The sequence below is a fragment of the Nonomuraea sp. NPDC050680 genome, from assembly GCF_040654555.1.
Classification (GTDB): domain Bacteria; phylum Actinomycetota; class Actinomycetes; order Streptosporangiales; family Streptosporangiaceae; genus Nonomuraea.
Genome location: NZ_JBFAIF010000015.1, coordinates 96841 through 119636, shown reverse-complemented (window position 1 = coordinate 119636; position 22796 = coordinate 96841). Strand labels below are relative to the sequence as shown.

At 69.0% G+C, this 22796-nt stretch carries 24 protein-coding genes, 1 tRNA gene and 1 riboswitch; of the genes, 14 read left to right on the top strand and 11 right to left on the bottom strand.

The annotated features are described in order from the left end of the window. Positions 1-6: 6 nt before the first annotated feature. Positions 7-573 carry a methylated-DNA--[protein]-cysteine S-methyltransferase gene (locus tag AB0H88_RS36875; protein ID WP_357652807.1) on the top strand — a complete coding sequence of 189 codons (567 nt, stop codon included), beginning with the start codon at positions 7-9 and terminating at the stop codon, positions 571-573. A 33-nt stretch (positions 574-606) separates the two neighbouring features. Here AB0H88_RS36875 and AB0H88_RS36870 read toward each other — a convergent pair whose 3' ends face one another. The 4 genes from AB0H88_RS36870 to AB0H88_RS36855 all read right to left on the bottom strand — a co-directional run bounded on the left by AB0H88_RS36870 (position 607) and on the right by AB0H88_RS36855 (position 4055). Beyond that, on the bottom strand, positions 607-1950 hold the full coding sequence (locus AB0H88_RS36870) for a cytosine permease (RefSeq protein ID WP_357652805.1): 1344 nt from the start codon (positions 1948-1950) through the stop codon (positions 607-609). Beyond that, positions 1941-2052, bottom strand: a riboswitch (TPP riboswitch). It overlaps the preceding gene by 10 nt. A gap of 25 nt (positions 2053-2077) precedes the next feature. After that, complete coding sequence (locus AB0H88_RS36865; protein ID WP_357652804.1) at positions 2078-2401, bottom strand: rhodanese-like domain-containing protein; 324 nt, start codon at positions 2399-2401, stop codon at positions 2078-2080. Between the two features lie 126 nt (positions 2402-2527). Further along, complete coding sequence (locus AB0H88_RS36860; protein ID WP_357652802.1) at positions 2528-3406, bottom strand: DNA-formamidopyrimidine glycosylase family protein; 879 nt, start codon at positions 3404-3406, stop codon at positions 2528-2530. 43 nt (positions 3407-3449) lie between these two features. Next, positions 3450-4055, bottom strand: a complete 606-nt coding sequence (locus AB0H88_RS36855; RefSeq protein ID WP_357652800.1) for a transcriptional regulator — start codon at positions 4053-4055, stop codon at positions 3450-3452. A gap of 23 nt (positions 4056-4078) precedes the next feature. Between AB0H88_RS36855 and AB0H88_RS36850 the strand changes: the two genes are divergently transcribed. After that, a complete protein-coding gene (locus AB0H88_RS36850) occupies positions 4079-4732 on the top strand; it encodes a GPP34 family phosphoprotein (protein WP_357652798.1) in 654 nt (217 codons plus the stop codon). A 70-nt stretch (positions 4733-4802) separates the two neighbouring features. On the opposite strand, the gene AB0H88_RS36845 is transcribed toward AB0H88_RS36850, so the two are convergent. Next, positions 4803-6062 (bottom strand): LCP family protein, encoded by a 1260-nt coding sequence (locus AB0H88_RS36845; RefSeq protein ID WP_357652796.1) that lies wholly within the window; start codon positions 6060-6062, stop codon positions 4803-4805. Positions 6063-6322: 260 nt separating this feature from the next. On the opposite strand from AB0H88_RS36845, the gene AB0H88_RS36840 reads away from it, so the two are divergent. Together AB0H88_RS36840 and AB0H88_RS36835 are read left to right on the top strand one after the other, a co-directional pair. Continuing rightward, positions 6323-7669: a hemolysin family protein gene (locus AB0H88_RS36840; protein WP_357652794.1), complete on the top strand. Its 1347-nt coding sequence runs from the start codon at positions 6323-6325 to the stop codon at positions 7667-7669. Further along, positions 7666-8682, top strand: a complete 1017-nt coding sequence (locus tag AB0H88_RS36835) for a hemolysin family protein (RefSeq protein WP_357652792.1) — start codon at positions 7666-7668, stop codon at positions 8680-8682. The genes AB0H88_RS36840 and AB0H88_RS36835 overlap by 4 nt, the downstream gene beginning before the upstream one ends. A 52-nt stretch (positions 8683-8734) precedes the next feature. Here the strand turns inward: AB0H88_RS36835 and AB0H88_RS36830 are convergent, their stop codons facing one another. Together AB0H88_RS36830 and AB0H88_RS36825 are read right to left on the bottom strand one after the other, a co-directional pair. Next, positions 8735-9169, bottom strand: coding sequence for a hypothetical protein (locus AB0H88_RS36830; RefSeq protein ID WP_357652790.1), 435 nt, complete (start codon positions 9167-9169; stop codon positions 8735-8737). Positions 9170-9460: 291 nt separating this feature from the next. Beyond that, the gene (locus AB0H88_RS36825; RefSeq protein WP_357652788.1) at positions 9461-9724 is read right to left on the bottom strand and encodes a hypothetical protein; all 264 of its coding nucleotides are present in this window, start codon (positions 9722-9724) and stop codon (positions 9461-9463) included. Between AB0H88_RS36825 and AB0H88_RS36820 the strand changes: the two genes are divergently transcribed. From AB0H88_RS36820 to AB0H88_RS36810, 3 genes are all read left to right on the top strand, one after another. Then, positions 9696-10100 carry a cupin domain-containing protein gene (locus tag AB0H88_RS36820; protein ID WP_357652786.1) on the top strand — a complete coding sequence of 135 codons (405 nt, stop codon included), beginning with the start codon at positions 9696-9698 and terminating at the stop codon, positions 10098-10100. The genes AB0H88_RS36825 and AB0H88_RS36820 overlap by 29 nt on opposite strands. A 51-nt stretch (positions 10101-10151) precedes the next feature. Further along, complete coding sequence (locus AB0H88_RS36815) at positions 10152-11075, top strand: haloalkane dehalogenase (RefSeq protein WP_357652784.1); 924 nt, start codon at positions 10152-10154, stop codon at positions 11073-11075. Positions 11076-11256: 181 nt separating this feature from the next. Further along, positions 11257-11643, top strand: coding sequence for a DoxX family protein (locus AB0H88_RS36810; RefSeq protein ID WP_357652782.1), 387 nt, complete (start codon positions 11257-11259; stop codon positions 11641-11643). A gap of 538 nt (positions 11644-12181) precedes the next feature. On the opposite strand, the gene AB0H88_RS36805 is transcribed toward AB0H88_RS36810, so the two are convergent. Then, positions 12182-12264: transfer RNA gene (locus AB0H88_RS36805), tRNA-Leu, on the bottom strand. A 199-nt stretch (positions 12265-12463) separates the two neighbouring features. On the opposite strand from AB0H88_RS36805, the gene AB0H88_RS36800 reads away from it, so the two are divergent. The 7 genes from AB0H88_RS36800 (at position 12464) to pknB (ending at position 21287) form a co-directional block, all read left to right on the top strand. Beyond that, the gene (locus AB0H88_RS36800; protein WP_214635378.1) at positions 12464-13204 is read left to right on the top strand and encodes a DUF3662 and FHA domain-containing protein; all 741 of its coding nucleotides are present in this window, start codon (positions 12464-12466) and stop codon (positions 13202-13204) included. Between the two features lie 17 nt (positions 13205-13221). Continuing rightward, the gene (locus AB0H88_RS36795; RefSeq protein ID WP_214635377.1) at positions 13222-13692 is read left to right on the top strand and encodes an FHA domain-containing protein; all 471 of its coding nucleotides are present in this window, start codon (positions 13222-13224) and stop codon (positions 13690-13692) included. Further along, the gene (locus tag AB0H88_RS36790; RefSeq protein ID WP_357652779.1) at positions 13689-14990 is read left to right on the top strand and encodes a Stp1/IreP family PP2C-type Ser/Thr phosphatase; all 1302 of its coding nucleotides are present in this window, start codon (positions 13689-13691) and stop codon (positions 14988-14990) included. Before AB0H88_RS36795 ends, AB0H88_RS36790 begins: the two co-directional genes overlap by 4 nt. After that, positions 14991-16379: an FtsW/RodA/SpoVE family cell cycle protein gene (locus AB0H88_RS36785; protein ID WP_357652777.1), complete on the top strand. Its 1389-nt coding sequence runs from the start codon at positions 14991-14993 to the stop codon at positions 16377-16379. Then, on the top strand, positions 16376-17839 hold the full coding sequence (locus AB0H88_RS36780; RefSeq protein ID WP_357652776.1) for a penicillin-binding protein 2: 1464 nt from the start codon (positions 16376-16378) through the stop codon (positions 17837-17839). The genes AB0H88_RS36785 and AB0H88_RS36780 overlap by 4 nt, the downstream gene beginning before the upstream one ends. Positions 17840-17860: 21 nt before the next feature. After that, positions 17861-19339, top strand: a complete 1479-nt coding sequence (locus tag AB0H88_RS36775; RefSeq protein ID WP_357652774.1) for a serine/threonine-protein kinase — start codon at positions 17861-17863, stop codon at positions 19337-19339. Between the two features lie 82 nt (positions 19340-19421). Continuing rightward, complete coding sequence (gene pknB, locus AB0H88_RS36770) at positions 19422-21287, top strand: Stk1 family PASTA domain-containing Ser/Thr kinase (protein WP_357652772.1); 1866 nt, start codon at positions 19422-19424, stop codon at positions 21285-21287. A gap of 147 nt (positions 21288-21434) precedes the next feature. Here pknB and AB0H88_RS36765 read toward each other — a convergent pair whose 3' ends face one another. The 3 genes from AB0H88_RS36765 to AB0H88_RS36755 are packed head-to-tail and all read right to left on the bottom strand — an operon-like array spanning position 21435 to position 22787. Then, a complete protein-coding gene (locus AB0H88_RS36765; RefSeq protein WP_357652770.1) occupies positions 21435-22007 on the bottom strand; it encodes a gamma-glutamyl-gamma-aminobutyrate hydrolase family protein in 573 nt (190 codons plus the stop codon). Beyond that, on the bottom strand, positions 22004-22162 hold the full coding sequence (locus AB0H88_RS36760; protein ID WP_357652768.1) for a hypothetical protein: 159 nt from the start codon (positions 22160-22162) through the stop codon (positions 22004-22006). The genes AB0H88_RS36765 and AB0H88_RS36760 overlap by 4 nt, the downstream gene beginning before the upstream one ends. 1 nt (position 22163) lies before the next feature. After that, positions 22164-22787 (bottom strand): class E sortase, encoded by a 624-nt coding sequence (locus AB0H88_RS36755; RefSeq protein WP_357652766.1) that lies wholly within the window; start codon positions 22785-22787, stop codon positions 22164-22166. Between the last annotated feature and the right edge of the window lie 9 nt (positions 22788-22796).

Genomic DNA, 22796 nt, shown 5'->3' with positions numbered 1-22796 from the left:
GCGGGTATGTCCAGTGGAGACCTCGATGCCCTGCTGCGGGTGACTTCTGCCACTTATCGCGGCGAGGTGCCGCCCGATGTGGCGTTCGGCACCTATGACGGCGCGGTCGGCCGGCTGGTGCTGGCGGTGAGCGGCAAGGGCATCGTGGCGTGCAGCTTCGAGGCGGAGGACACCGTCTTCGAGTTGGTCGTGCGGCATGTGGGCGCGTTCGTCGGGCCCGACCCCGGGCGGCTCGACCCGGTGCGCAGGGAGCTCGACGCCTACTTCTCCGGGCGCCTGCGGACCTTCGCCACGCCGGTCGACCTGTCCATCGCCACGACGTTCGCCCGTACGGTGCTGCAGAAGACGATAGCCGTGCCCTACGGGCAGACGGCGACCCTCGACGCGATCGGCGAGAGCATCGGCCGGCCGCGCGCGCTGCGCGCGGTCGGCAACGCGCTCAACGCCAACCCCGTCTGCGTGGTCGTGCCGTGCCACCGGATCGTGCCGGGTGACGGCGAGCTCGGCGACTACGCGGGCGGCCAGGCCGCCAAGCGCCACCTGCTCAACATCGAGAAACGCTCGCGGGCCTGACGTACGTACTCAACGACGCGCTCAAGGGCGAGCTCAACCGCGAGCGATCGACGCGCGCCTGGTCGCCCAGCCGATCGCCAGCGTCACCAGAGCCGCCACCAGAGCCGCGCCCAGGGCCCCGTTCATCCACGGCTGCCTGGTGAACCCGATGGCCTCGCGCACCGCCGCCCAGAGGCCGTCCCATTGGGCGACCGTGGGCGTGGAGGTGGTCAGCCAGTAGGCCGCGAAGCCGAGCGCCCAGGGCACCAGCATGGACCAGCGGGAGGGCGCGTCCTCGTCGGTGTTCCACCCCGAGGATCCGCCGAGCAGGAAGTAGTCGACCGCCAGCACCGCGAACATCGGCACGAACACCGCCCCGATCACCCCCAGGAACGCCCCGTAGGAGTTCACGTCGACCACCAGCGCGATGGCGGTGGTCAGCACGCCGATGGCGATCGAGAAGACCCGCCGGTCGACACGCGGCATGAGGTTCTGCAGGGACATGGTCGTGGAGTAGACGTTCGCGAACGACTGGTCGGCCTCCCGCAACACGAGGATCGCGAAGAACAGCGCGCCCAGCGGCACCGCGACGAACGCCCCGAACACGGCCGTGCCGTCGGCGGCCACCGCGGCGGACCCGGCGATCGCCACCGCGTAGACGCCCAGCCCCAGGCAGGCGACCTGCGCCAGCGTGTAGCCGCCGACCACGCCCGCGAAGGCCGCCCGGCTCGACCTGGAGTGCCGGGCGAAGTCCGCTGCGATCGGCACCCACGAGACCGACAGCGCGATGACGTAGTCGACCGCGGGCGCGAACGCCGTCCACGACCCGCCGCCCTGCGGCGGAGCCTTCGACAGGAACGCCACCGCGAACCAGACGAGCGAGATGATCACCCCGATGGTGACGTAGCGCCGCAGCAGCCGGATCGACCCGAGCGGCCAGATGGTCAGCGAGGTGGTCAGCACCCCCGCCGCCACCACCCACACCTGGTACGGCACCACGGCGCCGAAGATGGCCATCGCGCCCTTGGCGATCACCCACAGCTCGAAGGCGCCCCACCCGATCATCTGGACGATGTTGAGCACGGTCGGGATGTAGGACAGCCGCGCCCCGAACAACCCGCGCAGCAGCACCATCGCCGGCCGCCCGGTCTGCGTGCCCGGGATGGCCGACAGCCCCACCATGACCGTGCCCACCAGGCTGCCGACGAGGGCGGCGAGCAGAGCGGCGGTCAGGCTGAGCGGACTCCCGCCGAGCGGGTCGAGCAGGAACAGCGCGCCGCTGAACCCCAGCAGGCTCACGGCCAGGTTCGCCCACAGGGCTCCCTGGTCGAGCAGCCCGAGCGTCTTGGGGGGCGTCCCTTCGAGGGTCAGCGGGACTTCGTCGACGACATGCGTCATCTCACACTCCCTACGCCGGCATTACCCGGACAGGTTCATGCGGTCGGCGACAGATCAGTCGCCCTCTCAGCCCGGTGCACCCGAGCTCCCGCGGTTTGTGTAGTTGTCGAGCGGATTATGCCATCCCTCAGGCGACGAACGGCGGGTGCCCCGTCTCGCTGACCATCGGGCGGCTCGCGGCCGCCCACAACTGCATGCCGCCGTCGACGTTGACCGCCTCACGCCCGAGCTGGTTGAGCCAGGCCGCGACCTGGAACGACCGGCCACCGACCCGGCAGACCACGTAGACGGTCCGGTCGCCCGGCACCTCCTCGACCCGCCCCTGGAGCTGCGTCATCGGGATGTGCACCGCCTCGGGGGCGTGCCCGGCCACCCATTCCTCCTGTTCGCGCACGTCGAGCAGGTAGCCGTCGGTGGGAACGTCGCTGGCCGGGATCTCTGGAACCGTCATACCTCCATCATCCCTTGTCACTGGGCATCTCTTGTCGCCGGTCAGCTCTTGTCACCGGTCAGCTCTTGTCACCGGTCAGCTCTTGTCGCCGGTCGTAGGTGGCACGGACCCTGGAAGCACGAGGCGTCACTTCAGCAGACGGGACAGACGGCGGTCGGCCAGCGGCTTGCCGCCCGTCTGGCAGGTGGGGCAGTACTGGAGCGAGGAGTCCGCGAAGGACACCTCGCGGATCGTGTCACCGCACACGTCGCACGGCTGACCGGCGCGGTTGTGGACGCGAAGGCCGGACTTCTTCTCCGCCTTGAGGTCCTTGGCGGCCAGGCCGTGCGCCCGCTCGACCGCCTCGCGCAGGGTGGTGACGATGGCCTCGTGCAGGTCGGCGATCTGGGCGTCGGTGAGGGTCGAGGCGATCTTGAACGGTGACATCTTGGCCGCGTGCAGCACCTCGTCGGAATAGGCGTTGCCGATGCCCGCGATGACCTTCTGGTCGCGCAGCAGGCCCTTCACCTGGGTGCGGCTGCCGTTCAGGATGGACTTGAGCGTGGCCACGGTGAAGGCGTCGTCGAGGGGGTCGGGGCCGAGGGCGGCGACCCCCGGCACGTCATCCGGATTTTTCGTGACATAGACGGCGAGGCGCTTCTGCGTTCCCGCCTCGGTCAGCTCGAACCCGGGCGCCAGCCCCTCGTCGTCGGGCGCCAGGCGTACCCGTACCGCCAGCGGGCCCTTGCCCGGACGGACCGGCTTCGCGCCCGAGAGGTCCTCGCGCCAGCGCAGCCACCCCGCGCGAGCCAGGTGGATGACCAGGTGCAGGCCGTCGCAGTCGAAGTCGAGGAACTTGCCGTGCCTGGCCACGCCCGTGATGGTCAGCCCGCCGAGCGCGGTGACCGGCGGGTCGAACGTCTTGAGCGCCGAGAAGGCCACCACGTCGACGCCCAGGAGAGTGCGACCGACCGCCCGCTCGCGCAGGAAACCGGCGAGCGATTCCACTTCGGGGAGTTCCGGCATGCCACCAGGGTACGACGCGCCGTTGTCCACAGCCTGTGGATAACTATGGCACGTCCCAGAACGCCAGCTCGTGCGCCATCCCCTCACGGAACAGCGCCTCCGCCCGCGCGGGCTCGGGATCGGCCTGGTCGATCATCTCGGCGATCCGCACGGTCAGCGCCGCGAACCCGGGATCGGCGTACGTCTCCACCCACCTCCGATAGCGCGGCTCGGCGGGCAACTCCTTCGCCAAGAGCTGGCCAAGCGTCGAATATCCCCACATGCAGGGATAGAGCGCGGCCAGCCCGTCACCGTAATCGGCGGCCGACTCCAGCAGGAACGCCGTGTAGGCCGCGCACGCCGGTCCCTTCCGCGCGCCTTCCAGGTCCGCCCCGAACGAGGCCGACAGCTCCCGGTGCAGGCTCAGCTCGTCATGGAAGGTCGTGTGCGCCAGGTCCACGAGGTCGCCCAGATGCGCGGCCGGCGCCTGCCAGGCCAGCCGCGCGAACACCCGCACATAGTCCAGCAGGAACAGGTAGTCCTGCTCCAGCCACGACCGGAACACCGGCTCCGCCAGATCGCCGCGCCCTATGCCCGCGACCGTGGGATGCGCGAGCTGCGCGGCGAGGAGGGGACGCCCGGCCGCATGCAACTTCTCGGAGATACCCATGAGCGGCAGGTTAGTGTCAGGGGATGAGTGTGACGATCGCCGAAGAACTCCTCCTGCTCGCCTACAGCGAGGAGGAGGGCAAGCAGCTCATCAGCGGCAGCCAACTCGACCCGGCGCTCGGCGGCGCCATCCTCGCGGAGCTGGCGATCAACGAGCGGGTGGCCCTGTCCGGCAAGAAGGTGTCCGTCGAGGACGCCACGCCGCTGGGCGACGACGAACTCGACGCCGCGCTGACCCGCATCGCGCAGGAGGGCAAGGAGCGCAAGCCCGACTGGTGGGTCCAGCGGCTCCACTCCACCAAGCTGCGCCGGCGCCTGCTCATCCGGCTGGCCGAGACGGGCGTGCTGGCCGAGGAGCGCGGCAAGGTGCTCGGCGTCTTCCCCACCACCCGCTGGCCGGAGGCCGACGGCAGCGTCGAGGCGGAGGTCAGGCAGCGCGTGAGCGGCGTCCTGGCGGGCGCCGAGCCCGACGGGCGCACGGCGGTGCTCATCGCCGTCATGCACGCCGCCAAGCTCGACCGCAAGGCGTTCCCCGGCGCGGACAAGGCCCGCATCAAGGAGATCGCCGAGGGCGACTGGGCGGGCGACGCGGTGGCCAAGACGATCGCCGCGATCAACTCGGTCATCCTGATCGCCGCCACCGGCGCCGCCATCGGCGCCGGCACCGCAGGAAGCTAGGTCCCCCAAGGGTCCCTGTGACGGTCCGTCGTGGCAGGGACCCCGGCGGGGGATACTCCAGAACACCGGATCAGCCGGCGTCGAGGATCTCCTTCGGCACCGGCTTGTCCTCCTTGATCGCGTTGAACAGGGCAGTGGCCTTCTCCCTGTCCCATTTGACCGCGCTGCCGCCGCCCGCGATCTCGTTGCCGCCGAACGGCACGACCGTGGTCACCGGGCTGTCGCCCATGGCCAGGCCCAGCGAGAGCATGTCGAACGCGCCCGTGCTCGAATCGACGGCCACCGCGTCGGTGGCGCTCATGGCCAGCGGGATCGAGGTGAACGGATTGATCAGCGTGCCGGGGCTGGCCGCCTTCTTCACGACCGCGCCGAGGAACTGGCGCTGGCGCTTGGTCCGCTCGAAGTCGGGCAGCGCGCCGCCCTTGCGGGTACGGACGTAGCCGAGCGCCTGGGCGCCGGTCAGCATCTGGACGCCCTTCTTGAGCTTCAGCCCCGCCTTGGGGTCGTCGACCGCGGCGCGGACGTTGATCTCGACGCCGCCGACCGCGTCGACGATGTCCACGAACCCGGCGAAACCAATCTCCATGTAGTTGTCGATGCGCACCCCGGTGACGCTCTCGATCGTCTGGGCGAGCAGCTTGGGACCACCGATGGCGTACGCGGCGTTGAGCTTGTTGCGGCCCTTGCCGGGGATGGTGACCGCCGAGTCGCGCGGCAGGCTGATGAGGGTCGGCTTGTCGCTGCCCGCCGGGATGTGCAGCAGCATCATCGAGTCGGTGCGCTGGCCGGCCGCCTTGCCGGTGGCGAGCTTCTTGCGGTCGGCCGCCGACAGGCCCTTGCGGCTGTCGGAGCCGACGAGCAGCCAGTTGGTGCCCGGGGTGTCGGCGGGGTGGCCCTCGCCGTCGAGCACGCCGGGGATCCCGGTCAGCCGCGAGTCGATCCAGAAGAACAAGCCCACGGCCACCACGACCAACAGCGCCACCACGGCGGCGATGATCTTCAGGATGGTGCGGCCCTTGATCCGCCTACGGGGCGGCTTGGGCCCCGACGGGGTCGCCTCCGCCTTGGGCGTGAACGGCTTGATCGGGCTGCCGCCTGAGCGCTCCCGGCCGTACACGCGCGAACCGCCGGCGCGCGGCGCGTCGGAGGGCGACTCGGCGGGCAGCTGGTGCGTCGGCGGCGCCTGCTGAGCCGGCGGCGGGACCTGCTGCGTCGACGGAATCCGATGTGCGGGGGCACCACCCGACCGCGGACCGTCGCCGTTCCTGCCGGGCAGCGGGCGGCCATCGCCCGGCGAGCGCATGGCTCGCGTCCGGTCTTCCTCAGACACTTGGCCTCTTTCCCCTTCGGTTGTCATAGACGCTACGTCCAACCCCCTACCAGTGAAGACGTGTCGCCAAGGTTTTCCCACGGAAAAGTACGCAGAACTAGCGGAGCGTCACGTCGGAAACATTGCTGCCATCTGCATCGTTACGGTTTATGGACTTCCGCCATCGAAAGGATGATCGTGTCCGCCCCGGACCCTTGGAATATTCGCCCGTGCACACGCACGGGACCCCCTGTTAGCTCACCTCTTCGGAGCTTGTCACGGTGAGCGCCTACCTCGGGCTACTCGCCCTCTTCCTGCTCACCGCCGCGACCGGCTACTTCGTCGCGCAGGAGTTCGCCTTCGTGGCCGTCGACCGGGGCCTCCTGCGCGAGCAGGCCGCCGCCGGTGACCAGGCGGCGGAGAAGGCCCTCCAGGTGACCTCCCGCCTGTCGTTCATGCTCTCCGGCGCGCAGCTCGGCATCACCGTGACCGCGCTGCTGGTCGGCTTCCTGGCCGAACCCGCCATAGCGACGGTCGTTCGTCCATGGCTGACGGACACCGGCATGCCCGACGGCGTCGTCACGGGCCTGTCCGTGGCCATCGGCGTGTTCGTCGCGACCGTCGTCCAGATGGTCCTCGGCGAACTGGCGCCCAAGAATCTCGGCATCGCCAGGCCGGAGGCCGTCGCCAAGTTCCTCGCCGGCTCGACGCTGGTCTACCTGGCCGTGGTCGGCCCGGTGGTCCGCCTGTTCGACTCGGCGGCCACGGGACTGCTCAGGCGCATCGGCATCGAACCCGTCGAGGAGGTGGAGCACGGCGCGACCCCCGAAGAGCTCTCGCGGATCATCGCCGAGTCCACCCTGGCGGGCGAGCTGCCCCCGCGCCTGTCGGAGCTGCTGGAGCGGGCGCTGGAGTTCGGCGACCGCAACGCGGAGGAGATCATGGTCCCGCGTCCGCGCGTGGTCGTGGTCCGCGACTCCCAGCTGATCTCCGACCTCGTGGAGGTCATCCGCGAGTGCGGCCACTCCCGCTACCCGGTGCTCGGCGCCGACGGCGACGTGGTGGGCGTGACAGGCGTGGGCGAGCTGATCACCTCCGGCCTCGAAGACGGCCCGATCCTCGGCATCACCCGTCCCGCGGTGCTGGTGCCCGACTCGCTGCCGCTGCCCGCCGTACTGAACGAGATGCGCTCGGCCAAGGACGACCTCGTCTGCGTCATCGACGAGTACGGCGACCTCGCCGGCGTCATCACCGTCGAGGACCTGGCGGAGGAGCTGGTCGGCGAGCTCATCGACGAGAACGACCCGGAGCCCGATGGCGCGGTCGAGCGGCCGGACGGCATCTGGGAGGTGCCGGGCCGGTTCAGGCTCGACGAGGTCGAGCGGGCCACCGGCGTCTCGCTGCCCGAGAGCGACGACTACGACACGCTCGCCGGGCTGGTCCTCGCGAGGCTGGGGCGCATGCCGGAGCCCGGTGACACCGTGACCGTGCCCGTCATTCCGGAGACGGACCCGTTCGCCGAGGACGAACAGGAGCACAAGGCCGAACTCACCGTCATGTCCCTCAACCGCCGCGTGCCCGAATGGGTACGGCTGGCACCGGTCCAGCACGCGGAGGCCGTCCGATGACGATGATCCTGATCAGCCTGGGGCTGCTCCTGCTGAACGCGCTGTTCGTGGCGGCCGAGTTCGCCTTCGTCTCCGCCAAGCGGCACCGCCTGGAGGAGATGGCCGCCAACGGCAACCGCCTGGTGCGGATCACCGCGAAGTCGGCGGTGGGCGGCGGCCGGCGACTGTCCCTGATGCTGGCCGGCGCCCAGCTCGGCATCACGCTCTGCACGCTGGGCCTGGGCCAGGTCACCGAGCCCGCGATCGAGCACTACCTGGAGCCGGTCTTCGCCGCCGTGGGCGTGCCAGAGTCGATGCGGATGCCGATCGCGCTGACCATCGCGCTGGCATTGGTGACGTTCCTCCACATGGTGGTGGGCGAGATGGCGCCCAAGTCCTGGGCGCTGACGCACCCCGAGCGGGCCGCCCTGGTGCTGACGCTGCCCTTCCGCGGCTTCACGTCGCTGATGAGCCCACTCCTGTCAACGCTCAACGGCCTGACCAACGTGATCCTGCGCCTGTTCGGCGTGGTCCCACGTGACGAACTGGCCACCACCAGAACCCCGCGCCAGCTCGCCATGCTCGTAGGAGAGTCGGGCCGGATGGGCCTCCTGGACAGGGAGGAGCATGACCTGCTCACAAGAGCCCTCCGCCTCCAGGCGGAAGGCATCGAGCGCCTCATGGTCCCCATCGACCGGGTGGTCACCGTGCCGGCGTCGGCCGACGCCGCGCGCATCAAGCAGGCGGCGGCGGAGAGCGGCCACCTACGCCTCCTGGTGGGCGCTCCAGAGGACGTACAGGGCGTGCTCCATGCCCGCGACGCCCTGATCCATCCCAACCGCGCAGCAGGCGACCTGGCGCGCCCGGTGCCCCGGCTGCCCTGCGTCACCCAGGTGCCCGAGGCGGTGACGGCGCTCCAGGAGGCCCACGCCCACCTGGCGCTGGTCACGGGCCAGGGCGGCACGGTCATCGGGATGGTCAGCCTGACCGACCTGGTGGGCGAACTCCTCGACACCCGAGCAACGGCCGCCTAACCCCACGAGTGTGGGAGCCCGAACACGCGCAGAACCTGCCGTCCGGACACCGTCATGACGCGGCAGCGCGCGATCCGCGGCCACGCGACCAGACCTGCGAGACCAACACGACGCTCCCGCCGAACAGCAGCACGCCGAGGGGTACGTGGAGTTCGGGGGCGTGGGCCTCGCCGATCGCCGCTTCCGCCATCGACAGGACAAGCAGGAAGATGCTGTTGAGGATGAATCGCGGTGAACCACCGCCAGGGCGCCACACCAGGATTGCGGCAAGGAGCTGGATCGCTCCGGTGAGCACGACCGCCCGCGCCGTGAGCCCGTGCAGCATCCGGCCGTCGGGCGAGGCCAGCAGGAACCCAGCGGTGATCGATTGGATCAGCAGAGCGAGCGCCTGCAGGGTCACCGTGATCCGCATGGTCGGAAAGAACCGCGGCACGGCGTTCCGAGGGGAAGCGACGTGTCGCGCGTTGAGCGTGTGTTCGGTTGCCATGGTGAGATCTCCCTTAGTTGTCGGATGCGTGAGTCGGCGCACTCGGCGGTTTCGGTCAGTTCCGGAAGGCATCGGCGTGGTCGGCCACCCGTTCGGACCAGGTGAGCGCGGGACGGCCCAGGATCTTGTCCGCCTCTTCCCGATGGTCGTGATCAGCGCCGATTCACGAACGGGATCTGGCCGCTGTCGCCGAACGGGTAGTCCGGAAGTACGCGGAATCGCGCTTCAGGAGTACGCAGCAGCTCAATACTCACGGTCCTTGAGAGAGACGCAAGGCCCCAGAGTGTGACATCACGAACCGAGCCCGTTGAGGATGATCTCGATGAACCTGCGCCAGTCGCCCGCGGCATTGCGGATGACCGCCGCCAGAGCACAGACGATCAGATAGACGTCCGCGGTCGTCGCGTCCGCCCGGACCGTACCGCCGGCCTGCGTCCGCGCGAAGGCGAGCATCTCGGCGAAACGGTGCTCGGCGGCGGCCTCGGCCAAGGCCTCGCGGGCCGGGAAGTTCCGGTAGAGGGTGCCGATGCCGACTCCGGCCAGAGGCACTGTCATGTCGAAAGACCGTTTCATCCTCCTCGGCCCCGGCGAGGTAAGGCCCAGCCGAGCCCCCATGCCACCCGTGTTCGGGATCAAGGCCAGGACCGAGGACACCGAGGGAAGGCTGTCCCTGCTGGAAGTGATCCTGGCCCGCGACATCCCCCGCCATGTCCACCATGTCGCCGATGAATGCATCTATGTGCTCGATGGCGTGCTGGAGGTCGAGTTCGACGACCGGGTCGAGCACGTCACCGCGGGCGGGTTCGTGCTACTGCCGCACGGCGTCCCACACGCACGTCGCCGAGGCCGGACCGGACGCGACGACCACCGACGGAGCGTTCGACCCAAAGAAGCTCAACATCATCGCCGCCAAGCACGAGATCACCTATGAGGAGCACCAGTAAGCGTCACACTCCCGCCCCGCCGGCAGCTCTCAGGGTTCATGACCAACCCATCCGAGTACATCCTGCGCACCCCGGACGAGTGCTACGACGACCTGCCCGACTACCCCTTCGCCCCCCACTACACCGAGATCAGCGGCGGGCTGCGCGTGCACTACGTGGACGAACGCCCTGAAAACGCCAGCGGGGAAACGATCCTGCTGCTGCACGGCGAGCCCACCTGGAGTTACCTCTACCGGCACGTAATCCCGCCGCTGGTCGCTGCCGGCCACCGCTGCGTGGCACCCGACCTGGTCGGGTTCGGCCGTTCGGACAAACCCGCCTTCCGCTACGGCTACACCTACCAGGCGCACGTGGACTGGCTGCGCGAGACCGTCTTCGACGCCCTGGACCTGAGGGATGTCACGATGGTCTGCCACGACTGGGGCGGCCTGCTGGGCCTGCGACTACTGGCCGAACGACCCGAACGCTTCCGACGCGTGATCGCCACCAACACACTGCTGCCCGTTGGCGAGCCCGGCGAGATGGGCCCGTTCTACGTCCAATGGCTGCAACACAGCCAGCGCGCCTACCCGTTCGAGCCGGGCGCGGTGGTCGCCCACGGCGCCCTGGCCGAGGTCGAGCCTGCGGTGCAGGCCGCCTACAACACTCCTTTCCCTGACGAGTCGTACCTGGCGGGTGCCCGGCAGTTCCCCCTGCTCGTGCCCATCTCACCGGAGGACGTGGCCAGCGAGCCCAACCGTGCCGCCTGGGCCGTACTGGACAAGCTCCAGATCCCGTTCCTGTGCGCATACGGCGACCACGACGCGGTGACCGGCCCGCACGGTCAGCGCCTGGCCGAACGCATCCCCGGCGCCACGGCGATCATGATCCCTGACGCGGGCCACTTCGTTCAGGAGGACCAGCCCGGACGGCTCACCGAGATCATCACTGATTTCGTGGCCGCTTCATCGATGACGGCCTGAGGCGTCCCCCCGGCCGGCATCCCCGCGCCGGTGGGACGGAGTGCACGTCGAGCGGAACGTGACGCGGCAGGCCGGCGGTCCCATGGCGGGCGATGTCACACTCCCCGAGATGAGGGCTCTCTCAAGAGAGGACCAGGTGCCGGCGAGTCACGCCGCCACCAGACGATTCCTTGGAGCCCTCATGTCCACCGCCTATGTCGCCACAGCGCTGGTGACGATCGCCGCCAACACCTTCTCCGGCTTCGCCGCCATGACCCGCCTCAAGCCGATCATGCGGACCCTCGGTCCCGCGCTCACCAGGGCCGGAGTGCCGGAATCGTGGCTGGTCTTTCCCATCGGCGCGCTGAAGGCCGCCGGCGCGCTCGGGCTGGCGCTCGGTCTCCTCGGCCTGCCCTTGATAGGCACGGCTGCCGCGGCCGGCCTCATCCTCTACTTCGTCTGCGCCCTCTACACCCACCTACGCGTCTACGACTTCTCGCCCCAGTTCTTCCTGGCGATCGTGTTCCTCGGCCTAGCCGTGGCCACCCTGACCCTCGACCCCATGCTGGTGCTGAACGTCGCGAGATAACGGGCCCCGGCCCGCCCGCCGTGCGTACCGCGGCCCCGCCCCCGACCCGTACCGTCCGCACGGACCTCATCGATCCTGGCGTTCTCCACGAGAGCCGCGGCTGCCGGCTGCTCCTCGCCCTCGGTCGAGGCTGTGTCGAGGCTGTGGGGTCGACTCGGCCGAGGTGATTCCGCTGCGCGCACAAGATGTGCGGCTGCCTGGCAACGGCGCGGTGGTGTCGCGATACGACGGGCGGGCCGGCTGGTCGAGCTCATCGAGCAGAACGTGCCGCTGACCACAATCGCCGACGCCGAGCACGGCGGCGCCCCACCAAATCATTGGCCTCCTGGACCCCTGATCCAGGATCGCATCAGCTCCCGAAATGTGAGCTAAATCATGCAAGTTAGCCGAAAGTGATCTGCAAGCGGACGGCCTTAGTGTCCTCCCTGCGGAGAGCGGCCGTGCTAACTACGCCGCGAGAAAGAAATGGCCCCGGCTCTTGCCAATCCGGGGCTAGTTTCGTCAGTGTGGGTCTGCCGATTTCATCGGTGATCCCGAGTGGGCGAGGAGGGATTTGAACCCTCACGTCCTTTCGGACACACGGACCTGAACCGTGCGCGTCTGCCGTTCCGCCACCCGCCCTTGTGGGTGCGGAGAAACAGTAGCACGGAACAGCCGCTGGTACTGAACCCGGATACGATCGCATAAGACACGGGAGCGGAGGAGCTGGGCGCGACAGCCGACGAGCGCCGGGACCACCCGCGACGTGGGAGGAGCGGGGGCCAGGCGCGGTGCGCGTTTGGTGGCCGCGATCATATGCACGGAGGAAGGGAGGTACCCGGTGGGAGTCCTTCAGCGCTTCGAGCGAAGGCTCGAAGGCTTGGTTGAGGGGGCCTTTGCGCGGGCGTTCAAATCTGACCTTCAGCCGGTCGAGGTCGCCAGCGCGGTTCAGCGGGAGATGGATGAGCGTGCGGCGATCGTCGCTCAAGGTCGGACGCTCGTGCCCAACGACTTCGTGGTTGAACTGTCCACGACCGACAGCGAGCGGCTTGAGGTCTATGCCGACAGCATCAGCCACGAGCTGGCCAACCTCGCCAGGGAGTACGCCAAAGAACAGGGCTACTCCTTCGTGGGACCGGTCCGGGTTCGTTTCGAAACCGCCGCCGACCTGGCAGTGGGATTGTTCCGCATCAGGTCGGGAGTCATCCGCGGCGCCACGGTGGAACAGGACGAAATTCGCCAGCCGGCGAGTGATCTGCCACCATCCAGGCCCAACGCGTTCAACGGGCGGCCCCGGCTGCTCGTGTCCACTCAGGACGATCCGCAGGGCGACCGCTCCTACGAGCTCACCACTCCGGTGACCTTGCTGGGCAGGGGCACCGACTGCGATCTTCGTCTCGTAGACCCCGGCGTCTCTCGCCACCACGCGGAGTTGCGCGTCGAGGGTCAGCTAGTCGCCCTAGTCGATCTCGGATCGACGAACGGCACGTTCGTCAATGGCCAGCCGGTACGCAGAGTCGAGCTCCAGAACGGCACGCGAGTGACCCTGGGGCGTACGACACTGGTGTTCCGGCGCGATTAGGGGTAGACAGACGGTCCATGTCCGAGCTCACGCTGCTGCTGATCCGGCTCGCCTTCCTGGCTGTGCTGTGGTTCTTCGTCATTGCCGCAGTCGGCGTGATCCGGACTGACTTGTTCGGATCACGTACGGCCCCCGCGGGTCCACGCAAGGGCATCAAGCCCACCAAACCGGCGGCTAAGCCGAAGAATAAGAAGGGCGAGCCACGCCAGCTCGTTGTGACGGGTGGCCCGCTGCAAGGCACCACCATTAATCTCACGGAGACGCCCATCACCATTGGCCGGGCGAACGACGCCACGCTGGTAGTCACCGACGACTACGCTTCCAGCCGGCATGCCCGGCTCTTCCCTCAGGACGGTCAGTGGATCGTGGAAGATCTCGGTTCGACCAACGGCACATACCTCGACCGCTCAAAAGTCACCCGCCCGACCCCGGTGCCGCTCGGTGTTCCGATCCGCGTCGGCAAGACAGTCATTGAATTGCGCAAATGACCATCGCACTCCGCTACGCCGCCCGCTCGGACGTCGGCCTCCTCCGCGAAGGAAACGAGGACTCGGCGTACGCAAGCGGCCGTCTGCTAGCCGTCGCAGACGGTATGGGCGGACACGCACACGGTGAGGTGGCGAGTTCTGTCGCCATCGCCGCAATGGCCTCGCTCGACGAGGCCCAGCAGAGTGGTGACCTGCTCAACGCCATCGAGGCAGCCGTACGCGACGCCAACCGCAAGCTGCACGAGATGGTGGGCCGGGACCCCAGCCTCAAGGGCATGGGCACCACGCTGACCGCCATGCTCTGGAACGGCACCTCGGTGGCCCTGGTGCACGTCGGCGACTCGCGCGCCTACCTGCTCAGACGCGGGGAGCTCTACCAGATCACCCACGACCACACACTGGTGCAGCAGTTGGTCGACGACGGGCGCATCACGCCCGAGGAGGCCGCGACACACCCGCAGCGCTCGATCCTGCTGCGGGCACTCGACGGGAGCGGCGAGGTCGATCCCGACCTCACGTTGCGCGAGGCGCAGGTGGGCGACCGCTATCTCCTCTGCTCCGACGGCCTGTCCGGAGTGGTGAGCGCGGAGACCCTGCATGCCACGCTGACCAACATCGACGACCCGGAAGAGGTCGTACGCCAGCTGATCGACCTGGCCAACCGGGGCGGCGGGCCCGACAACATCACCTGCGTCCTGGCCGACGTGCTGGAGCTCACCGACGGGCAGCAGGCGCCCACCACCGAGTCGGCGACCGTCGGGGCGGCGGGCATGACCCGCATACGGTTCGAAGCGCACGACACCTCACCGGGGCGGGCGGGCGCGGTGACCGCGCCCCAGCCGGTGCTCACCGACGACGACTTCGACGAGCCGGGCCCGCAGGCGGCCCGGCGGCCGGTCAAGCGGCGCCGAGCGTGGCCCATGCTGGTCTCGGTCCTGGGTGTGGCCGTCGTCGCCATTGGCGCCGGCGGCTATTTCGGCTGGCAGTGGACCCAGGACCAGTTCTTCGTCGGGGCCAAGGGCGACGAGGTGGTCGTGTTCCGTGGCATCCGCCAGGAGGTGGGGCCGTTCCAGTTCTTCTCGGTCGCCCAGCACACCGGCAAGCCGCTCTCCCAGCTCTCCGAGCCCGACCAGGCGCTGATCAAAGGCGGCATCGAGGTCAAGACCTTGGCGGAAGGCATGACGAAGATCAACGGTTTCAAGGCCGACGCGGAGCCGACTGACCAGAAGGCCGCCACCCCGACCGCGACCGCCTCGCCCAGCGCGAGCGCGACGAAGACGAAGGCGAAACCGCAGTAGATGAGTGAAGTGGCGGAAGCCCCCGTCCTCATGCCGGCCAAGCGGCGTGGGGCCCAGCTGGCCATGCTCGCGTTCGCGGTCGTGATCGTCATGGGCGCCTATGCCAACGTCGGGCTGGCTCTCGACGGCGCGATCCCTTCGGGCATGCTGACGTACGGTCTTGGGCTGGGCGGGTTCATGCTGGCCGCCTATCTGGTGCTGGCCAAGTTCGCGCCGTGGGCCGACCCCTTGATCCTCCCGCTGGTCACGGTGGTCAACGGCCTCGGCCTGGTGATGATCTACCGGATCGAGGCATCGGGCGCGAGAGGCAGCGGCGGCGCGTCCGCCACCAACCAGCTGATCATGACCGGCGCGGGCGTGGTCCTGTTCGCCATCACGCTGGTCGTGCTGCGCGACCACCGCACCCTGCAGCGTTTGACCTACACCGCGGGTTTCGCCGGGCTGTTCCTGCTGATCTCCCCGCTGATTCCCGGGCTGGGCAAGAGCGTCAACGGCGCCACCATCTGGATCGGTTTCGGCCCCGCCGTCATCCAGCCCGCGGAGCTGGCCAAGATCGCTCTGGTCATCTTCTTCGCCGGCTACCTCGTGGCCAAGCGCGACGTGCTGGCCCTGGCCGGCCGCCGGCTGCTCTTCATCGACCTGCCCCGCGCCCGCGACCTCGGACCGGTGCTCATCACCTGGGCGGTCAGCCTGGGCGTGCTCGTGTTGCAGAAGGACCTGGGCTCCTCACTGCTGCTGTTCGGCACGTTCATCGTGATGCTGTACATCGCCACCCAGCGCACCTCCTGGGTGCTGATCGGCATCCTGCTCTTCGTCGGCGGCGCGTTCCTCGCCGGCCAGGTCTTCGACCACGTGCACGCCCGCATCGAGGTCTGGCTCGACCCCGGAAACGCCGAATTCTTCGACCGCGAGCTCGGCGGCAGCGCGCAGCTCATGCAGGGCCTGTTCGCGATGGGCGCGGGCGGCATCCTCGGCACCGGCCTCGGCCAGGGCCACCCTTACCTCATCCCGCTGTCGTTCTCCGACTTCATCTTCACCGCGACCGGCGAGGAACTCGGCCTGACCGGCCTGATGGCGCTGCTCATGGTCTACGCGCTGATCGTGCAGCGCGGGCTGCGCACCGCGCTCGCGGCCCGCGACCCCTACTCCAAGCTGCTGGCGGGCGGCCTGTCGTTCATCCTGGCCTGGCAGGTCTTCATCATCGTCGGCGGCGTGACGAACCTCATCCCCCTGACCGGTCTGGTCACCCCGTTCATGTCCCAGGGTGGCTCGGCATTGCTGGCTAACTGGATCCTTATCGCACTATTGGTACGCATGTCAGACTCGGCACGGCGACCTCCGCCCCAGGCGATCCAGAACGAGGGAATGACGCAGGTGTTCCAGCGATGAACGGCACTCTGAAGCGTGCGGCCGTGGCCTGCCTGGCCATGTTCGCGCTTCTGATGATCAACGTGAACTACGTGCAGGCCGTAAAAGCTGAGCAATACAGCAAAGACTCCCGTAACCAGCGCAACTACTACGCGCGCTACGCGGTGGAGCGCGGTCGCATCACCGCCGGCGGCAAGGTGATCCTGGCGCAGTCGGTGGAGAAGAAGGACGGCGACTTCCGGTTCCTCAGGGAATACCCCGATGGCAAGCTCTACGCGCACATCACCGGCTTCTTCTCGCCGGAGAGCGAGTCCAACATCGAGCGGTCCGAGAACCAGATGCTCGACGGCTCCAGCTCCGACCTGCTGCTACGCCGGAGCATCGACCTGTTCACCGGTGAGCCCACCAGGGGCGCCAACGTCGACGTGACGATCAACCCCAAGGCCCAGCGGGCGGCCTACGACGCGCTGCGCGAGAGCGGCAAGCGCGGCGCGGTCGTGGCGCTCGACCCGAAGACCGGGGCGATCCTGGCGATGGTGTCGCTGCCCACCTACGACCCGGCCGAGCTGTCGGGCACCGACAAGGGCAAGGTGTTCCCCCGCTACGACGTGTTGGACAAGGACAAGAGCCAGCCGCTGCTCAACCGCAACATCGACCGTACCTACCCGCCCGGCTCCACGTTCAAGGTGGTGACCGCGGCGGCCTACCTCGAAGACGACCCCAGCCGCGGCCCCCAGACGGTCGTGGACGCCCCGCAGCGGCTCCAGTTGCCCAATACCAGTGTCAGCCTGCCCAACTACGGCGGCGCGGCCTGCGGAGCCGGGAAGGTCCCGCTCGTCTACGCGCTGGAGAAGTCCTGCAACACGCCGTTCGGCCAGATCGGCATGGACCTCGGCTACGACAAGATGCAGGAGCAGGCGAAGAAGTTCGGCATGGGGACGCAGATCGGCATTCCGATGTCGGTGGCCCAGAGCTCCTTCGGCCCCAAGGAGGACCAGGCGGCCGTCGCCATGGCCTCCATCGGCCAGCGCAGCAACCAGATGACACCGCTGCAGATGGCCATGATCGCCGCGGGCATCGCCAACGACGGCAAGGTCATGAAGCCGTACCTGGTCAACAAGATCACTGACTCGAAGGGCGACTCGGTCGAGGACGCCAAGCCGGAGGAGCTGTCGGAGGCGGTCAGCTCCGAGACGGCGGGCAAGCTGCGCGAGATGATGGTCAGCGTCGTCAACAACGGCACCGCCAACCTGGCACAGATCCCCGGCGTCGACGTGGCGGGCAAGACCGGCACCGCTGAGACGTCCAACGGTCAGCCGCCGCACGCCTGGTTCATCAGCTTCGCGCCGGCCAACGACCCGAAGGTCGCGGTCGCGATCATCGTCGAGTCGGGCGCGGCCAACGTCGGCGCCGAGGCGACGGGCGGCCACACCGCCGCGCCGATCGGCAAAGCCGTGATGGAGGCGGTGCTGAACAAGTGATGACCGCTACGCTGCTGGACCATGCGGCTCGGTAACCGCTACCTCTTGCTCTCCCGCATCGCCTCGGGCGGTATGGGGGATGTCTGGCGTGCCCGTGACGAGTTGCTCGGCCGTGAGGTCGCGGTCAAGGTGCTGCGCAGCCACATCCAGGACGACCAGTCCTTCCGCAGCCGCTTCCGCAACGAGGCCAGGATCACGGCCGCCCTGGCCGACCCCGGCATCGCGCAGATCTTCGACTACGGCGAGCAGCGCGACCTGGCCTACCTGGTGATGGAGCTGGTGCACGGCGAGCCGCTGTCCGCCATCCTGACCCGCAACGGCTCGCTCATGCCCGAAGTGACGCTCGACGTCGTGCATCAGACGGCCAAGGCGCTGCACGCCGCCCACTCGGCGGGGGTCATCCACCGCGACATCAAGCCGGGCAACCTGCTCGTCACGCCCGAGGGCACCATCAAGGTGACCGACTTCGGCATCGCCCGCGCCATGGAGTCGGCTCCGGTGACGCTGACGGGCACCGTGCTCGGCACGGCCCAGTACGTCAGCCCGGAGCAGGCGCAGGGGCTGCCTCTCACCCCGTCGACCGACCTCTACTCGCTGGGCGTGGTGGCCTACGAGTGCCTGTCGGGGCGCACGCCGTTCCAGGCCGAGGGGCCGGTGGCCATCGCGCTCATGCACCTCAACGAGCCGCCGCCGCCGCTCGGCGTTGACGTGCCCGCGGCGGTACGCGAGCTGGTCATGGTGCTGCTGTCCAAGGATCCGCGGCAGCGGCCCGCATCGGCCATGGAGGTCGCCGACCGCTCCCAGCGGCTGCGCCAGTCGCTGGCCGCCAACAAGTCGGGCGCCGAGCTCAGCATGCTCACCGATCCGGCTGGCTTCCGCGTACGCCAGCAGGCGGAAGGCTACCGAGGACGGCAGCAGCAGGAGAGCTTCCAGGAGCGGCGGCAGCCGGAGGAGGACTTCCGGGGGCGGCGGCCGGATGAGGGGTCTGTCACCGACGACCTCGCCGCGCCGACGGCCACGACGCTGCGCTCGCCGTCCCCCGGCTCGCTCGCCGGGCGGCCCGGTGCGGCGCCCGCCAGACCGCGGCGCCGCAGGGGCAGGCTGACGCTGGCGCTGTTCGCCAGCGCGGGCTGCGCCGCCGCCGTCGGGCTCAGCGCCTTCACTTACATGGACCGCGACGCGGTGCCCGACCCGCCCAGCATCGCCGACCCGTCGGAGTCGGTGAGCGTGACCCCGGTATGGAAGCCGTCCCGGACCAAGACGACTCACACACGCCGACCTCCCGTCGTTACGGTGAAGTCGAAGAGGCCGGTACCCTCACGTTCGGCTACGGTAAGCGTGACGGCGATTCCAACCAGGAAGCCAACCCCCAAGTCCACCCCGACAACCCGTACCCCGACTCCTACACCGACCCCCAGGCCCACCACTACACCCATAAGTCCGACACCAAGTGCTTCGCCTGACCCGGGTGTCACAAACCCGCCCAAGGAGGAGACGTGATGCGCCACGGGGTCGATGATGGACACCGGCGGCCCGCGAGCAGGCCGGTACCCAAGATGAACGGTAAGGGACAGTGCAGGAAATGACTCAGCCTCGGCGACTCGGAGGTCGTTACGAGCTCGACGGCGTCGTCGGGCGTGGCGGCATGGCCGAGGTCTATCGCGCCCGAGACATCCGGCTGGACCGCATAGTCGCGATCAAGACCCTCCGCTCTGACTTGGCGCGGGACCACACCTTCCAGGCACGTTTCCGCCGTGAGGCGCAGTCCGCGGCTTCGCTGAACCACCCGGCGGTCGTCGCGGTCTACGACACCGGTGAGGACGTCAGCGAGGGCGCCCCGGTGCCCTACATCGTGATGGAGTACGTCGACGGCAGGACGCTGCGCGACCTGCTGCGGGCCGATCGGCGGCTGTTGCCGGAGCGGGCGGCCGAGCTGGTCGACGGCATCCTGCGGGCGCTCGACTACAGCCACCGCGGCGGCATCGTCCACCGCGACATCAAGCCGGCCAACGTCATGATCACCCGCGCCGGCGACGTCAAGGTGATGGACTTCGGCATCGCCCGCGCGATGGCCGACTCGGCCGCGACGATGACGCAGACGGCGCAGGTGATAGGGACCGCCCAATACCTGTCGCCCGAGCAGGCGCGCGGTGAGCGGGTCGACGCCCGCAGCGACATCTACTCCACCGGGTGCGTGTTCTACGAGCTGCTCACCGGCCAGCCGCCGTTCACCGGCGACTCCCCCGTGGCGATCGCCTACCAGCACGTACGCGAAGAGCCCATCCCGCCGTCGCAGATCGACCCCGAGATCCCCGCGTGGTGCGACGCGATCGTGCTGAAGGCCATGGCCAAGGACCCCGCACACCGCTACCAGAACGCGGGCGAGATGAGGGCCGACATCCAGCGGGCGATGTCCGGCATGCCGGTCGACGCCCAGACGATGGCGATGACCAGCAACTACGGCGCGGGCACCCGCATGATGACGACCACCCAGGCCGCCACCGGTCCGGCCACTCAGGGCACCCGCGCGGTGCCCCCGTACGAGTACGACGACGGCGGGCACGGCGGCCGGGGTGGCGGCCGGCGGCGCGCCAACAGCGGCGGTGGCAACAACGCGCTCAAGACCGCGGCCTGGATCGTCATCCCGCTCCTGATCATCGGGGCGTTCATCGGCATCGGTTACGCGGTGTTCAGCAGCGGCGGGGACAAGCCCACGGGCGAGATCAAGATCCCCTCGCTCACCACGCAGCGGCTGCAGGCCGCCCAGGCCCAGCTCACCACTTTGGGGCTGAAGACCGAGGTGGTGCAGCAGCCCAACGCCGAGTACGACAAGGGCACGGTGTTCAAGACCGAGCCCCCCGAAGGCACCAGTGTGGCGAAGGACTCCACGGTCAAGCTGTTCGTGTCCAAGGGCCCGCCGAAGGTGAAGGTCCCTGACGGGCTGATCGGCGCCACGACCGCAGAGGCCAACAAGATCCTTGAAGATGCCGGGCTGACCAGCACGATCAAGACCAAGGTCTCCAGCAAGCCGCAGGGCAAGGTCATCGAGACCGATCCCAAGGCCGGCGAGGAGGTCGAGAAGGACGGCACCGTCACCCTTTACGTGCCCAAGGAGCAGACCGCCATCCCCAGCGTGATCGGCCTGACCCAGCAGGACGCCACGAAGTTGCTCAGGGGGGCGGGCTTCAAGGTCAAGCCGGTCGAGCAGCCGAGTGACCAGCCTCAGGGCACGGTCATCCAGCAGAACCCCGAGGCGGGCGCACCGCAGAACCCCGGCACCACCGTGACGATCGTGGTCTCCACGGGTCCCGAGCAGCAGCCGACCGACCAGCCGACGGACCAGCCGCAGCCGACCGACCAGCCGACGGACACCCAGCCGACGGACGAACAGACGGACGACACGCAGCCGACCGACGACTCACCGATCGACGACGGCAATCTGGGCTGATCCCCACGCCGCCCGCCAGAGCCGCACTCCCGCACCGGGAGGGCGGCTCTGGCGCGTCAGGGGGGTGGGCACGCGAAAGAGCGTCCCCGCCGCTCGGGGGCGACGGCGGGGACGCTCATCTGTCTGTCGTCCGGCGGCGGCCGAGTGTTACACGATTCCCCGCAGCCAGTTGCCGAGCAGCCGGTGCCCGTGCTCCGACAGCACGGACTCCGGGTGGAACTGGATGCCCTCGACGGGCGCCGTGCGGTGCCGCAGCCCCATGATGACGCCGTCCGCGGTGCGGGCGGTCACGTCGAGCTCGGCGGGCACCGTGTCGGGCCGTACGGCCAGCGAGTGGTAGCGGGTCATCCGCACCGGCGAGGGGATCCCGGCGAACACCCCGAGTCCGTCGTGCGACACCGCGCTGGTCCGCCCGTGTACGAGCTCAGGCGCCCGCGACACGGTGGCACCGTAAGCCAGGCCGATCGCCTGGTGCCCGAGGCAGACGCCGAGCAGCGGCAGGCGGCGCAGGGCCGCGTGGCGCACCAGGGGGACGCTCACGCCCGCCGCCTCCGGTGTGCCGGGCCCCGGGCTCACAAGGACGCCGTCGAAGCCGTCGGCGTCACTCACGTGGACGTCGTCGCGCGGGCGCACCTCGCACGTGGCGCCCAGCTCACGCAGGTATTGGACGATGGTGTGGACGAAGCTGTCGTGGTTGTCCACGACCAGCACGCGGGTCATTTCCGTACGGTCACCTCGTCGAGCGTCACCGCGGGTTCGAGAAGCGGGAACACGGCATACCAGAGTACGACGCCCGCCACGGCGACCAGCACGGTGGCCGCCACCAGCTTGGCGCCCGTGCCGCCCGGCAGCCTGTCCCAGAGCCATCCGTACATGTCATTCCTTCCTGAGCTCGGTCTTCTTCAGCACGCCGAACACGATGAGCCGCTGGGCGGCGGAGTATTCGGGATGGCAGGTCGACAGCGTGATGTAGGCCCTGTCGGGCTTGGTGTCGGGCTTGCCGGGCACCGAGGCGAGCACGTCCACCTCGTCGGGGTACACGACGTCCTGTGAGGTGACCCGGTAGGTGTAGCGGGCCTCGGGGGCGTCGACGATGATCTCGTCGCCGCGTTGAAGCTCGTCGATCCGGTTGAACGGCGCCAGGTACGTGGTCCGGTGGCCCGATATAACGAAATTTCCGATCTGTCCGGGGAGGGCGGTGCCGGGGTAGTGGCCCGGGCCCTTCTTCAGGTGCTCCGCGTCCACGCCCTCGACCACGGCGTAGTGGTAGTCGCGCCCGAGCCTCGGGATGCGCAGCATGGCCACGGCCCGGCCCAGCTCGATCTTCCGGAGCTTGGCCGGCTCCGGGCGCGCGTGTTCCTCCACCAGCTCCTGCTGCAGTTGCAGCTGCATGCGCTGGGTATAGACGCCCGTCCCCCACAGCAGGTAGGCGCAGAACAACAACAGGATCAGGCCCGCGGTGATGCTCGATTCCCCCGCGGCCCGCAGCACGGCCCTCACTCACCCAGC